The sequence below is a fragment of the Mycolicibacterium palauense genome (assembly GCF_002592005.1).
GTDB classification, from domain to species: Bacteria; Actinomycetota; Actinomycetes; order Mycobacteriales; family Mycobacteriaceae; genus Mycobacterium; species Mycobacterium palauense.
Genome location: NZ_NVQF01000115.1, coordinates 1 through 14,078, shown reverse-complemented (window position 1 = coordinate 14,078; position 14,078 = coordinate 1). Strand labels below are relative to the sequence as shown.

Below are 14,078 nucleotides of genomic sequence, written 5' to 3'. Positions count from 1 at the left end.
CCGGCAGCGTCAGATGCGTATAAGAGACCGACCCTGACCACCCCCACCGCCACCGCCACCATCACCAACGACGACACCGCCTCGCCCGGGGATCTGACGCTGAGCATCGCCGACGCGACGGTGGTGGAGGGTGACGGGTCGACGACGGGCTGGCTGAGCACCGACGGCAACCAGATCGTCGATTCCGCCGGCAACCCGGTCGAACTCTCCGGGGTGAACTGGTTCGGTTTCGAAAGCGAGATCTACGCGCCGCACGGCCTGTGGACGCGCAACTACGAGGACATGATGGACCAGATGGTCGACCTCGGGTTCAACACCATCCGGCTGCCCTACTCCAACGAGATGCTGCACACCACGTCGGCGCCCAGCGGCATCGACTACTCGCTCAATCCCGACCTGCAGGGGCTGTCCCCGACGGAGGTGATGGACGCCGTCATCGACTACGCCGGTGAAATCGGGATGTATGTGATCCTCGATCACCACCGCAGCACCGCCGGGGCCGGCGTGAGCGAGAACGGCCTGTGGTACAACAACCAATACGACGAGCAGCGGTGGATCGACGACTGGGTGTCGCTGGCCGCGCGCTACGCCGACACCCCGACGGTCATCGGCTTCGACCTGCACAACGAGCCCTACAACGGGACCTGGGGCGGCGGCGGGTCCACCGACTGGGCCGCGGCCGCCGAGGACGCGGGCAACGCCGTGCTGGCGGTCAACCCGAACCTGCTGGTCATCGTCGAGGGCGTCGCCGCCTACAACAACCAATACTATTGGTACGGCGGCAATCTCATGGGTGTGGCGGACCGTCCGATCGAACTCGACGTGGACAACCAGCTCGTCTACTCGCCGCACGACTACCCCAATTCGGTGTATCCCCAGCCGTGGTTCCAGGCCGCCGACTTCGGCGAGGATCTTCCCGACGTCTTCGAGCAGATGTGGGGCTACATCTACGAGCAGGAGATCGCCCCGGTCTACATCGGCGAGTTCGGCACCAAGCTCACCGATCCCAAGGACCTCATCTGGTACGAGGCCATCACCTGGTACCTGTCCGGGGACTTCGACAACAACGGCACGATCGACATCCCCGAGGGCGACGAGGGCATCAGCTGGACGTTCTGGTCGTGGAACCCGAATTCGGGTGACACCGGCGGCATCCTGGCCGACGACTGGGACACCGTCAACGAGAACAAGCTGGTCTATCTGGAACCGATCCAGTTCGAACTCGACGGTTCCCCGGGGGCCAGCGTCGCCCGGTTCGTGGTCACCCTGGCCCAGCCGTCCAGCGCGCCGGTGACGGTGCTCTACAGCACCTCCAGTGGCACCGCCGCCGAGGGCGCCGACTACGTCGGCGCTTCCGGCAGCATCACCTTCGACCCAGGCCAGACCAGCAAGACGGTCACCGTGGTGGTGCTCGCCGACACCCTCACCGAGGGCGCCGAGACGTTCACCGTCGCCCTGTCCGATCCGGTGGGCGCCACCATCGACGACGGGTCGGCCACCGGCACCATCCTCGACGGGTCGGTCGCCTGACGACGGTGCCCGGTGGGTCACCCCCGTCGGCGGTGGCCCACCGCTGACGGGGGTGGTCGTGCTCGCCACGTCGGATCCGTTCGATTCCGCGCTTGGGCCACCGGATCGCCGCGGGCAGGGGAGGCTGGAGGTGCGGCGGATGACCGGACCGCCGACCACCACGATCCCCCGAACGGAGGTGCCCGCATGACGAAGGTGCTCGTCACGGGCTTCGGCCCCTATGCCATGGCTCCGGTGAACCCGGCGCAGCTGACCGCCGAGGCGCTCGACGGCCGAACCATCGCCGGGGCGTCGGTGGTGTCGCGGATCGTCCCCGGCGCATACTTCGAGGCGGTCGCGGCCACCGTCGCCGCCGTCGAGGAGCAGCACCCCGACGTGCTCATCATGCTGGGCGAGTTCGGTGGCCGCGCGGTGATCACCGTCGAGCGGCTGGCGCAGAACCTCAACGACTGCGCGCGCTACGGCGTGGCCGACACCGCCGGCAAGGTGCTCTCCGGTGAGCCCACCGCGGTCGACGGCCCGGTCGCCTACTGGGCGACCACCCCCAACCGGGCGATGGTCTCGGCGATGCGGCGCGCCGGTGTGCCCGCCGACCTGTCCGACGCCGCGGGGACCTTCGTGTGCAACCACCTGATGTACGGGATGCTGCACCACATCGCCACGAAGGAGTTGCCGATCCGGGCCGGCTGGATCCACCTGCCGTTCCTGCCGGAGGTCGCCGCGCGCGAGGAGAACCTCGGCGCGCCCAGCATGTCGGTGCAGACCTCGGCCGCGGGGGTGGCGGCCGCGATCGAGGCGGCCGTGACCCGCACCGAGGACAGTACCGAGGTGTTCCTGTCTCGGCTGCAGATCTGAGTCGGCAGGTCACCGGCCACACGGCGCCGGACACGGCCCGTGACACGCCGATGGAAGATGCACAGCCGTAATCCCCTGCACTAGTCTGGCTTTCCGATCAGAGAGGAGTCTTCGGGTGCGGGCTGAGGCAGCGCCCAGCACCCAGGCTTTGCGGGGCTGGCAGCGACGGGCACTGGTCAAATATCTGGCCGCCAAACCGCGGGACTTCCTGGCCGTGGCCACCCCCGGCTCGGGTAAGACCACCTTCGCGCTGCGGGTGGCCGCCGAGCTGCTCGGCGAGCGCACCGTGGACCAGGTCACCGTCGTCGTGCCCACCGAGCACCTCAAGATCCAGTGGGCCCAGGCCGCGGCCCGGCACGGGATCGCGCTGGACCCGAAGTTCTCCAACTCCAACGCCCAGACGTCCTCGGAGTACCACGGCGTCGTCGTCACCTACGCCCAGGTGGCCAGCCACCCGACCCGGCACCGGGTACGCACGGAGAACCGACGGACCCTGGTCATCTTCGACGAGATCCACCACGGCGGTGACGCCAAGAGCTGGGGCGAGGCGATCCGCGAGGCGTTCGACGACGCCACCCGCCGGCTCGCGCTGACCGGGACCCCGTTCCGCAGCGACGACAGCGCCATCCCGTTCGTCACCTACTCTCCCGACGCCGAAGGGTTCATGCGGTCGCAGGCCGATCACATCTACGGCTATTCCGATGCCCTGGCCGACGGTGTGGTGCGCCCGGTGGTGTTCCTGGCCTACTCCGGTGAGGCGCGGTGGCGCGACAGTGCCGGTGACGAGCACGCCGCCCGCCTCGGTGAGCCGCTGTCCGCCGAGCAGACCGCCCGCGCCTGGCGCACCGCGCTCGACCCGGCCGGCGAGTGGATGCCCGCGGTGATCGCCGCGGCCGATCGCCGGCTGCAGCAGAAGCGCGAACACGTCCCCGACGCGGGCGGGATGATCATCGCCTCCGATCAGACCGCGGCCCGCGCCTACGCCGAGCTGCTCACCCGGATCACCGGCGAAGTACCGACGGTGGTGCTCTCCGACGACCCGGGCTCCTCGGACCGCATCACGGCCTATTCGCAGGCCGCCAGCCGCTGGCTGGTGGCGGTCCGGATGGTCTCCGAGGGTGTCGACGTGCCGCGGCTGTCGGTCGGCGTGTACGCGACCAGCGCCTCGACGCCGCTGTTCTTCGCCCAGGCGATCGGGCGGTTCGTGCGGTCGCGCCGGGCCGGCGAGACCGCCAGCATCTTCCTGCCGTCGGTGCCCAACCTGCTGCTACTGGCCAGCGAGCTGGAGGCCCAGCGCAACCACGTGCTGGGCAAGCCGCACCGCGAATCCGAGGGCGACCCGCTGGACGCCGAACTGGCCGAGCAACGCAAGACCGAGAAGAGCGAGCTGGAAAACGGCTTCACCTCGCTGGGCGCCGACGCCGAACTCGACCAGGTCATCTTCGACGGTTCCTCGTTCGGCTCGGCAACCCCGGCCGGCAGCCCCGAGGAGGCCGACTACCTCGGCATCCCGGGCCTGCTCGACGCCGCGCAGATGCGCGAACTGCTGCGCCAGCGGCAGGACGAGCAGCTGCAGAAACGCACCGCCTCCGGCGAGCAGGTGCCGCGGGCCACCCACGGGCAGCTCCGCGATCTGCGCAAGGAGCTCAACGCCCTGGTGTCGGCGACCCATCACCGCACCGGCAGACCCCACGGCTGGATCCACAACGAACTGCGCCGCATCTGCGGCGGTCCCCCGGTCGCCGCGGCCACCAGAGACCAGCTCCAGGCCCGGATCGAGGCCGTCCGCCAGTTGGCGCGCGAACTGTGAGTCACCGGTAGCCGATTAGAAATCCCCGCTTCGGGGAAGTCGGCGCTGAGCAGATTCGCCGACACCGGGAAGCGGGGCAACGCCAGATGGCACATCGGGACGCCACCACCACATCCACATCCGCGACATCCACATCCGCGACGTCAGCAACGACGTCAGCAGCGACGTCAGCAGCGACGTCAGCAACGACCACGCCGACCCGGCGCCGCCGGCGCACCTGGCCGGCCGTGCTCGGCGTGACGGCCGCCGTGGCCGCGGGCCCGCTGCTGGCCGCCTGCGGCGGTGATGGCGGTGACGGCGGTGACACCACCACGACGACCCCGAGCACCAGCAGCACGACGGCACCCACCAGTGCGCCCACGAGTGCACCCCAGACGGCGCCGGGCACCGGGAATGCCCCCACGGGCGCTCCCACCGGGGCCGGGGAGCCCGGCGGCGGCGGGGCGATCCCGGGCGGGCCAACCGGCAGCGGCGGCCCCCAGGGCGGTAGCGGGACCATCCCCGGCGTCGGAAGCGGCGGTGGCGGCCCCGAGGGCGGCGGCGGGTGCATCGACGGCGTCGGTTGTGTGACCGTTCCCGCGCCCTGACCGGGCGGTGATTCCCGCGCCCTGACCGGGCGGTGATTCGGCGGGGTGGGAGCCCCTCAGAACCCCAACAGTTCGGGCAGGTCGGCCACCGAGTCGATGACGTAGTTGGGTTGCATGGCGAACTCGTCGGCGGCCCAGCGGTCCAGCGTGTCCTGCCGGAACTTGCCGGTGCGCACCAGCACACCGGTCATGCCGACCACCTGACCGGCCAGCACGTCGTTGTTCAGGTCGTCGCCGATCATGTACATCTCGTCGGGTTCCACGCCGAGGCGCGCCGCCGAGGCCAGGAATCCCTCGGGGGCCGGCTTGCCGACGGCGGTGGCCTTGCGGCCCGACACCTCCTCCATCCCGAGCAGATACATGCCGGTGTCGATGCGCAGGCCCTCGGTGGTCGTCCACGACGTGCTGCGGTGCATCGCCACCACGGGCACGCCCTGGGCCATCCAGTCGTAGACCCAGCTCAACGTGACGTGGTCGTACTCCGGACCGGCCCCGCCCATCAACACCACGTCGGGGGCGTCGGGCATCGGCCCGCCGCGTGTCTCCACCGACGACACCAGGTCGATGCCCGGCATGTCGTCGGCGATCACTCCGCTGTTGACCAGGAAGCACCGTGCACCCGGATACCGATCGCGGACGAAATCGGCGGTGAGCACCGCCGCGGTGATCACCTCGTCGGGGGTGACGGCCATCCCGGCCTCGGTGAGCAGATCGGCGATCTGCTCACGGGTCCGGGTGGTGGTGTTGGTGAGGTAGGAACGGGCGATCTGGTGGTCGGCCAGGACCTGCAGGGTCTGGGCCGCGCCGGGAATCGGCTGCCACGACGTCACCAGCACACCGTCGATGTCAAAGAGCACTCCGCCGGTCGCCATGGTGCGACAGTAAACGCGCCTGCCACACACGCAACTCGGGACCGCCCTACATCCTGGCCCACATGCTGTCCGCCACCCACGGCGATGCGCGCGCCGCGACGGTCCAGGCCAGCTCCGCGGGAATGTCGAGAACCTCGTAGCGCTTGGTGCCCGCAGCGGTGGCGGCGACCAGTGTGGCCACCCCGGCGCGGCGCTGAAACCAGCTCTGACGCACCGTCCAGCCCACGATCCCGGCGGTGGCCACACAGTCCCGGCGCCGTTCGGCGCTGCCCTGGCGGGCCACCAGCCAGTCGGCGTCGACGCGGTGTCCCAGCGCCCGGACCCGGTCGGCGGCAAGCGCCACGCTCCCCGCCGTCAGCACCGCCCACAGCCCCCACACCCAGAGCGGCGGATGCCACACCGCCTGCCCCGCGACCAGAACCACCAGCAGCGCCGCCGGCGGCGCCAGCGCCCGGACGAAGCGCCGGCGTGCCGCGGCGCGGCCGTGGGAGCGCAACGCCCCGCCGACGACATCGCCGTCCCCGACCAGCTCGGTGAGCACCCCGCGGGCGGTCGGCCCGGGACACGGCGGCAGCAGCAGCGACGACTCGCCCGCCCCGTGCACCCCGGTCATGATGGCGTCCAGGCGGGCTCCGCCGAACCAGCGCACCACCAGCGGCTCCCGCAGCGAGCCGCCACGCAGCCGGCTCATGTCGAAGGTGCGTTCGGTGATCCGCAGCAGCCCGTGCCGCAGATGCAGCGTGTCACCGGGTGATCGGCGCCGCTCCAGCACCAGGTTGCCGTAGGTCAGCAGCGAGCGCCCGACCGCCAGCACCACACTGGCCAGGACCACCACCGTCACCCCGATGATCGCCGCAACCACCGGGCCGAAGCTCCGCGCGGCCGCCAGGCCCGACTCCACGGCCGCGGACTCCTGCACCGCCGCGCCGAACCCGGCCTGGTAGAGCAGGCCGACCGCGGCCCCGATCATCACCAGCCCCGACAGGCTCAGCGGGCTGTATCGCAGCCAGGCCGGCTGCCAGCGGGCCAGCACCGTGACCCGCGCCGCCCCGCTGTCGGTGTCGGTACCGGTGTCGGTGCCGGTGCCGGTGCCGGTGTCGGCCCGGCCGCCCGCACGGCCCGGTGCCGCGTAGGCCAGCAGGATCGCCCGCAGCCGCGGCACCTCCTCGGTGGGTACGGCGTCGAGTTCGAAGACCCGCTCGCCGACGGCCTGCTGCCCCGTGCCGACGCGCAGCACCATCAGGCCCAGCAGCCGGTGCAGCAGGCGCGCCTCGGTCTGCACCGACCGGATCCGGTTGCGGGGCAGCGCCACCGCGCTGCGCTGCAGCACCCCGGTGCGCAACCGCACCTCGTCCTCGTCGATCCGGTAGGTGGTGGTGAACCAGCGCGCCACACCGAGGGCCACGATGATGGCCACGCCCAGCAGTGACCACAGCGGGTTTCCGGTGGCGCGGCCCAGCACGATCGCGCCGACCAGCAGCGGCAGCTGGCGCAACAGTTCGTGCACCGGGTGCACCAGCAGCATGCGGGGGCTCAGCCGCTGCCACTGGCTCACGTGGCGTCCCCGGCGCCGATCGCCGCGATGTCGGTCAGCCGCGCCACGATGGCGTCGGCGACGGGCGCGTCCAGCGCCACGATCTGCACGGCCCCGGCCGAGGACGCCGTCGTCACCGTCACGTTGGCCAGCCCGAACAGCCGGTCCAGCGGGCCGCGGTGGGTGTCGACGGTCTGCACCCGCGAGATCGGCGCGATCCGGCGCTCCTGCACCACCCAGCCGGTGCGGGTGTAGACGGCGGTGGGGCTGACCTCCCAGCGGTGCACCCGGTACCGCCACAGCGGCACCACGACCACGGCGAACGCCGCGCCCAGCACGCTCAGCGCGGCCACCAGCACGTGCAACCACCCCAGGCTGCGGTCCAGCACCAACCAGACCAGCTGCGCGAACGCCAGCACCGCCCAGGGAATGGCGTTGCCCAGCGCCCACACCAGCGGCGCCTTACTGCTGGGCGGGTGCGCCGGATCGACGAGCCCGACGCGGTCGCGTGCCGCTGCGCTGTCCATGGTTCGAGGATGACGCAGGGGCGCCCGGAAGTCATGACCGCCCCGACGCCGCAGTAGCCACCCGCCGCGGCCCGGGCCGGCCGTATGTTCTATGCATGAGCCCCACATGGAGTGAGAACGACGTCCCCGACCAGACCGGCCGGATCGCCATCGTCACCGGCGCCAACACCGGCCTGGGTTTCGACACCGCACGGGTCCTCGCCGCCCGCGGCGCCACCGTGGTGCTCGCCGTGCGCAACACCGACAAGGGCAACGCCGCGGCCGCCCGCATCGTCGGCGCGGTCCCCCGCGCCGACGTCGCCGTGCAGCCGCTGGATCTGGGCTCGCTGCAGTCGGTGCGCACCTCGGCGGCCGAGCTGAAGGCCAACTATCCGCGCATCGACCTGCTGGTCAACAACGCCGGCGTGATGTACCCGCCCAAGGAGACCACCGCCGACGGGTTCGAGCTGCAGTTCGGCACCAACCACCTGGGGCACTTCGCGTTGACGGGACTGCTGCTGGAGAACCTGCTCGGCGTCGACGGATCGCGGGTCGTGGTGGTCGCCAGCGTCGCCCACAAGATCCGGGCCAAGATCGACTTCGACGACCTGCAGTGGGAACACCGCCGCTACGAGCGGGTGGCCGCCTACGGCCAGTCCAAGCTGGCCAACCTGATGTTCGCCTACGAGCTGCAGCGACGGCTGGCCGCGGCCGGTGCCCCCACCATCGCGGTGGCCGCCCACCCCGGCGTCTCCAACACCGAGCTGACCCGGCACACGCCCGGCATGGGGCTACCCGGCATGAAACAGCTGGCCGCCCTGGTGTTCAACAGCGCCGAGCTGGGCGCGCTGCCCACCCTGCGCGCCGCCACCGACCCCGACGTGCGCGGCGGCCAGTACTACGGGCCCGACGGGTTCCGCGAACTGCGCGGCCACCCCAAGCTGGTGCAGTCCAGCCGACAGTCCCACGACCGCGCCGTCCAGCAGCGACTCTGGACCGTCTCCGAGGAGCTCACCGGTGTGAGCTACCCGGTCTGAGATGCGCACCGACATGCGGACCGTCGAAGAGCACGAGCGCATCGTCGCCGCCCTCATCCAGCCGCGTCCGGCGGCCGCCCTCGCCCTGGCCCCGGCCGAGGGTCTGGTGCTGGCCGACGACGTGGTGGCGGGTCTTTCCCTGCCGGGATTCGACAACTCGGCCATGGACGGGTACGCCGTCCTGGCCGAGGACGTCGCCTCCGCGTCGCCGGAGCGGCCGGTGCGGCTGCCCGTCGCCGAGGACATCCCGGCCGGCCGCACCGATGCGCTGACGCTGGCCGCCGGGACCGCCCACCGCATCATGACGGGTGCACCGCTGCCGGCCGGCGCCACCGCCGTCGTCCCGGTGGAGGCCACCGACGGCGGCACCGGCACCGTCGAGATCCGCTCGGCGGCCGAACCCGGCGCGCACATCCGGCGGGCCGGCGAGGACGTGACCGCGGGCACCACCGTGCTGCACCGCGGCGCCACCATGACCCCGGCCGCGTTGGGTCTGGCCGCGGCGCTGGGCATCGCCGAGCTGACGGTCCGGCCACGCCAGCGGGTGCTGGTGATGTCGACGGGCACCGAGTTGGTGGCCCCGGGCGCACCGCTGAAACCGGGGCAGATCTACGAGTCCAACGCGGTGATGCTGGCCGCGGCGGTGCGCGAGGCCGGCGGCGAGGTGGTGGCGGCCACCATGACCGGTGACGATGTCGCGGAGTTCCGCTCGGCGCTGCAGCGCCACACGCCCGGCGCCGACCTGATCGTCACCACCGGCGGTGTCAGCGCGGGCGCCTACGAGGTGGTCAAGGACACCCTCTCCGGTGGCGACCGGTCCGGCGACGAGGTGCAGTTCGCCAAGGTCGCGATGCAGCCCGGGATGCCGCAGGGAGCGGGGCGGGTCTCCGGGGTCCCGATCGTCACCCTGCCCGGCAACCCGGTCAGCGCCCTGGTGTCCTTCGAGGTGTTCGTCCGGCCGGCGTTGCGCGCCGCGATGGGTCTGGCGCACCCGCGGCGGCCACAGCGGTCGGCGACCCTGACCGAAGCGCTGAGTTCCCCGGCCGGCAAGCGCCAGTTCCGCCGTGGGGTCCTCGAGGGTGACCGCGTCACCACCTACGGCCCGCCGGCCTCCCACCACCTGCGCTGGCTGGCCTCGTCGAACTGTCTGCTGGAGATCCCCGAGGACGTCACCCACGTCGAATCCGGCGCCGCGGTGCGGGTGTGGGATCTGACGGGTTGACAGCGCGCAAATATGCGCCGCTCGGCATGGCTGTGTGCAAGGGTGAGAGCATCACCGACCTCAACGGCGAGGAGCACCAGACATGTCCCGACAGGATCACCCGCACGCGCCCGCCAACCGCAGCTGCAACTGCAGCTGCGAACGCTGCGCCAGCGGCGCGCACTGCTCCAAGCCGAGCAGCGGCTGCAACAAGTAACCGCCCCTCCCGTCCGCCGGCACCGGCGGGCGGGCTACATAGAATGGCCCGGTGGCCCGCCGCCCCCGCACGTCCGAGACGTCACACCTGCTGGACCTGGTCCGCTCGCAGATCCCGCCCATGCATCCCGCCGGGCGGCCGTTCGTCGCCGCCGGCCTGGCGTTCGCCGCCCTGGGCCGCAAGCACCGCTGGGCCTGGACGGCCGGACTGGCAGCCGCGGCGGCCAACGCCGCGTTCTTCCGGCACCCCCACCGCGTGCCCCCGACCCGCCCCGGCGCCGTGGTGGCCCCGGCGGACGGCACCATCTGCCTCATCGAGTCCGCGCCGCCGCCGCCCGAGCTCGGCCTCGGCGCCACCCCGCGGCCCCGGATCAGCATCTTCCTGTCGGTGCTCGACGCCCACGTGCAGCGCGCCCCGATCGGCGGCGAGGTGGTGGCCGCGGTGCACCGCCCCGGGCTGTTCGGGACCGCCGACCTGCCGGCCGCCAGCGTCGACAACGAACGCAACAGCGTGGTGATCCGCATGCCCGACGGCCGCGACGTCGTCGTCGTCCAGATCGCCGGGCTGGTGGCCCGGCGCATCGTCTGCGAGATCGAAGCCGGCGACAGGATCGACATCGGCCAGACCTACGGGCTGATCCGCTACGGGTCGCGACTGGACACCTACCTACCCGAGGGGTCACAGATCCTGGTGTCGGTCGGGCAGCGGACGATCGCGGGTGAGACCGTGCTGGCCGAGCTGTCATGAAACCACGCATCCGTGCCCCGCAGGTGAGCCTGCGGCTGCTGCCGAGCGCGATGACCGTCGCGGCGATCTGTCTGGGGCTCTCGGCGGTCAAGTTCGCGCTCGACAACCGGCCCACCGAGGCCATGGCGCTGCTGGCCGTGGCGGCCATCCTCGACGCGCTGGACGGCCGGACCGCACGCATGCTCAACGCCACCTCCAAGATGGGCGAGGAGATCGACTCGCTGGCCGACGCCGTCAACTTCGGGGTCGCGCCGGCGTTGATCGTCTACGGCACCCTGCTGTCGCACTCGCGGATCGGCTGGATCGTGGTGCTGCTGTACGCGGTGTGCATCGTGCTGCGGCTGGCCCGCTACAACGCCATGCTCGACGCCGGCGATCAACCCGCCTACGAGAAGGAGTACTTCGTGGGCATGCCGGCACCGGCCGGCGCCATCGGCGCGATCGGACCGCTGGCCGCCAAGATGCAGTTCGGCGACGGCTGGTGGACCTCGGAGCCGGCGGTGGTGATCTGGATGCTCGGGGTGTCACTGCTGGTGGTCAGCACCGTTCCGATGCGCAAGATCCACACCTTCGCGGTGCCGCCCACCATGGTGGTGCCGCTGCTGGTGCTGCTGGCGATCCTGGTGGCCGCGGCGGTGTTCTACGGCTACCTGGTGATCCTGGCGATCATCCTCGCCTACGTGATCCACATCCCGTTCGCGGTGCGCACCAAGGCGTGGCTGGCCCAGCACCCCGAGGTGTGGAACGACAAACCCAAACAGCAACGCCAGGCCAGGCGGGAGTTCCGTCGCGCCCAGCACCCCAACCGCAGGATCGCCCACCGCCGCTCCTCGGCGCGGCTGCGGCTGCGCAAGCCGGGCCGTTAGGGCAACGCCGAGATGGCCCCGCAGCTGTCCTTGACCGCCCGGCTGAACACCTCCGCCCTCGACAGTCGGCGCGGGGTGATCCGCCTGCACCCCGAGGCGGTGGCGGCGCTGGGTATCCGCGAGTGGGACGCGGTCTCGCTGACCGGTTCGCGGACCACCGCCGCGGTCGTCGGGCTGGCGGGGCCGGACATCGCCCCGGGTACCGCCCTGCTCGATGACGTCACCCTGTCCAATGCCGGGCTGCGCGAGGACGCCGGCGTCGTCGTCGCCCCGGTGACGGTCTACGGCGCGAAGTCGGTGATCGTGACGGGCTCGCGGCTCGCCTCGCGGTCGGTGTCGCCGGCGACGCTGCGCCAGGCGCTGCTGGGCAAGGTGATGACCGTCGGCGACATCGTCTCGCTGCTGCCCCGCGACCTGGGGCCCGGGTCGTCGAACTCGCAGGCCGGCACGGCGCTCGCGTCCGCGGTCGGCATCACCTGGACCTCGGAGCTGCTGACCGTCACCACCGTCGATCCGGCCGGGCCGGTCAGCGTCCAGCCGAACTCGCTGGTGGCCTGGGGCGAGTGGGAACCGCACGGACCGGCCTGGGAGCCGCGGACCACCGGTCCCGACGCCGGAATCGCCCGTACCAACGAACCCCCCGTCCCGCCCGGCGTGCCCGAGGTGTCCTTCGACGACCTCAAGGGTGCGCACGTGCAGGCCGGCAAGCTCACCGAGTGGCTCAAACTGTCGCTCGACGAGCCGCAGCTGCTGCAGAAGCTGGGCGCCAGCCCGCGTCTCGGTGTCCTGGTGACCGGGCCCGCCGGCGTCGGCAAGGCCACCATGGTGCGCACCGTGTGTGCCGACCGCCGGCTCGTCGAACTCGACGGGCCCGAGGTGGGCGCGCTGGCGGCCGCCGACCGGCTCACGACCGTCGCGCGGGCGGTGGTCGCCGCGGGTAAACCCGTCACACCCGACGAGGCCGGCGGCGGGGTTCTGCTGATCAGCGACATCGATGCGCTGCTGCCGGCCGATCCCGAACCCGTGGCGAGCATGATCCTGGCCGAGCTGCGCAAGGCCGTCGCGACGCCGGGGGTGGCCTTCATCGCCACCTCGGCGAAACCCGACGGCGTCGACGCCCGGCTGCGCGCCCCCGAGCTGTGCGACCGCGAGCTGGGGCTGACGCTGCCCGACGCGGCGACCCGCAGGCAGCTGCTGGAGGTGCTGCTGCGCGCGGTGCCGGCCGAGGGCCTGAATCTGGAGGAGATCGCCGGCCGCACGCCGGGGTTCGTGGTGGCCGACCTGCAGGCGCTGGTGCGTGAGGCCGCCCTGCGCGCCGCCTCACGGGCCAGCGCCGACGGCGCACCTCCGGCGCTGACCCAGACCGATCTGACCGGCGCGCTGACGGTGATCCGGCCGCTGTCGCGGTCGGCCACCGAGGAGGTCGCCGTCGGGGCGGTCACGCTGGAGGACGTCGGCGACATGGCCGATACCAAGCAGGCGCTGACCGAGGCGGTGCTGTGGCCGCTGCAGCACCCCGACACCTTCGCCCGCCTCGGCGTGGAGCCGCCGCGCGGTGTGCTGCTCTACGGCCCGCCCGGCTGCGGTAAGACGTTCGTGGTGCGGGCGCTGGCCTCCACGGGCCGGCTCTCGGTGCACGCGGTCAAGGGCGCCGAGCTGATGGACAAGTGGGTCGGCTCCAGCGAGAAGGCCGTCCGCGAACTGTTCCGCCGGGCCCGCGACTCGGCCCCGTCGCTGGTGTTCCTCGACGAGATCGACGCCCTGGCCCCGCGGCGCGGGCAGAGCTTCGACTCCGGGGTCACCGACCGCGTGGTGGCGGCCCTGCTCACCGAGCTCGACGGTGTGGAGCCGCTGCGCGACGTCGTGGTGCTCGGCGCCACCAACCGGCCGGATCTGATCGATCCGGCGCTGCTGCGGCCCGGGCGGCTGGAGCGGCTGGTGTTCGTCGAACCGCCCGACGCCGAGGCCCGTCGCGACATCCTGCGCACGGCGGCCAAGTCGGTTCCGCTGTCCGACGACGTGGACCTGGGCGCGTTGGCGGCCGAGCTCGACGGCTACAGCGCCGCGGACTGTGTGGCGCTGCTGCGCGAGGCCGCGATGACGGCGATGCGGCGCTCCATCGACGCCGCCGCGGTCACCGCCGCCGACGTGGCGACGGCCCGCGAGAACGTCCGCCCGTCGCTGGACGCGGCACAGGTCCTGGCGTTGCGGGAGTTCTCGGCGCGCTGAGCTGACACCCGCCTGCCGACACCCGCATCCCGCCCTACCCACCACACCCGCATCCCGCCCTACCCGCACCGAACGTGCGTGCAGATC

At 72.1% G+C, this 14,078-nt stretch carries 12 protein-coding genes; 9 read left to right on the top strand and 3 right to left on the bottom strand.

Features of this window, described 5'->3' with window-relative positions:
• The 4 genes from CSR00_RS27220 to CSR00_RS27205 all read left to right on the top strand — a co-directional run.
• A partial coding sequence (locus tag CSR00_RS27220) for a cellulase family glycosylhydrolase (RefSeq protein ID WP_176562293.1) occupies positions 1-1,530 on the top strand: 1,530 nt, incomplete at its 5' end.
• A 186-nt stretch (positions 1,531-1,716) separates the two neighbouring features.
• On the top strand, positions 1,717-2,385 hold the full coding sequence (pcp, locus tag CSR00_RS27215; RefSeq protein ID WP_099025508.1) for a pyroglutamyl-peptidase I: 669 nt from the start codon (positions 1,717-1,719) through the stop codon (positions 2,383-2,385).
• Between the two features lie 115 nt (positions 2,386-2,500).
• Positions 2,501-4,195: a DEAD/DEAH box helicase gene (locus CSR00_RS27210; RefSeq protein WP_099025507.1), complete on the top strand. Its 1,695-nt coding sequence runs from the start codon at positions 2,501-2,503 to the stop codon at positions 4,193-4,195.
• Positions 4,196-4,431: 236 nt separating this feature from the next.
• Positions 4,432-4,782: a hypothetical protein gene (locus CSR00_RS27205; protein ID WP_245906636.1), complete on the top strand. Its 351-nt coding sequence runs from the start codon at positions 4,432-4,434 to the stop codon at positions 4,780-4,782.
• A gap of 56 nt (positions 4,783-4,838) precedes the next feature.
• Here the strand turns inward: CSR00_RS27205 and CSR00_RS27200 are convergent, their stop codons facing one another.
• Genes CSR00_RS27200 through CSR00_RS27190 form a run of 3 tightly spaced genes read right to left on the bottom strand, consistent with a single transcriptional unit; the run spans position 4,839 to position 7,715 of the window.
• Entirely contained in the window at positions 4,839-5,654 is an 816-nt protein-coding gene (locus CSR00_RS27200) for an HAD-IIA family hydrolase (protein ID WP_099025505.1), read from the bottom strand.
• A 46-nt stretch (positions 5,655-5,700) separates the two neighbouring features.
• Positions 5,701-7,179: a PH domain-containing protein gene (locus CSR00_RS27195; RefSeq protein WP_099025510.1), complete on the bottom strand. Its 1,479-nt coding sequence runs from the start codon at positions 7,177-7,179 to the stop codon at positions 5,701-5,703.
• A 26-nt stretch (positions 7,180-7,205) separates the two neighbouring features.
• Positions 7,206-7,715, bottom strand: coding sequence for a PH domain-containing protein (locus tag CSR00_RS27190; RefSeq protein ID WP_099025504.1), 510 nt, complete (start codon positions 7,713-7,715; stop codon positions 7,206-7,208).
• 95 nt (positions 7,716-7,810) lie between these two features.
• Here CSR00_RS27190 and CSR00_RS27185 point away from each other — a divergent pair, with 95 nt between their 5' ends.
• From CSR00_RS27185 to CSR00_RS27165, 5 genes are all read left to right on the top strand, one after another.
• A complete protein-coding gene (locus tag CSR00_RS27185; RefSeq protein WP_099025503.1) occupies positions 7,811-8,731 on the top strand; it encodes an SDR family NAD(P)-dependent oxidoreductase in 921 nt (306 codons plus the stop codon).
• A gap of 13 nt (positions 8,732-8,744) precedes the next feature.
• Complete coding sequence (moeA, locus tag CSR00_RS27180; protein WP_099025509.1) at positions 8,745-9,953, top strand: molybdopterin molybdotransferase MoeA; 1,209 nt, start codon at positions 8,745-8,747, stop codon at positions 9,951-9,953.
• 247 nt (positions 9,954-10,200) lie between these two features.
• Positions 10,201-10,896 (top strand): phosphatidylserine decarboxylase, encoded by a 696-nt coding sequence (locus tag CSR00_RS27175; RefSeq protein WP_099025502.1) that lies wholly within the window; start codon positions 10,201-10,203, stop codon positions 10,894-10,896.
• Positions 10,893-11,762, top strand: coding sequence for a CDP-diacylglycerol--serine O-phosphatidyltransferase (gene pssA, locus CSR00_RS27170; protein WP_099025501.1), 870 nt, complete (start codon positions 10,893-10,895; stop codon positions 11,760-11,762). The genes CSR00_RS27175 and pssA overlap by 4 nt, the downstream gene beginning before the upstream one ends.
• Before the next feature lie 12 nt (positions 11,763-11,774).
• The gene (locus CSR00_RS27165) at positions 11,775-13,991 is read left to right on the top strand and encodes an AAA family ATPase (RefSeq protein WP_099025500.1); all 2,217 of its coding nucleotides are present in this window, start codon (positions 11,775-11,777) and stop codon (positions 13,989-13,991) included.
• Positions 13,992-14,078 lie beyond the last annotated feature (87 nt).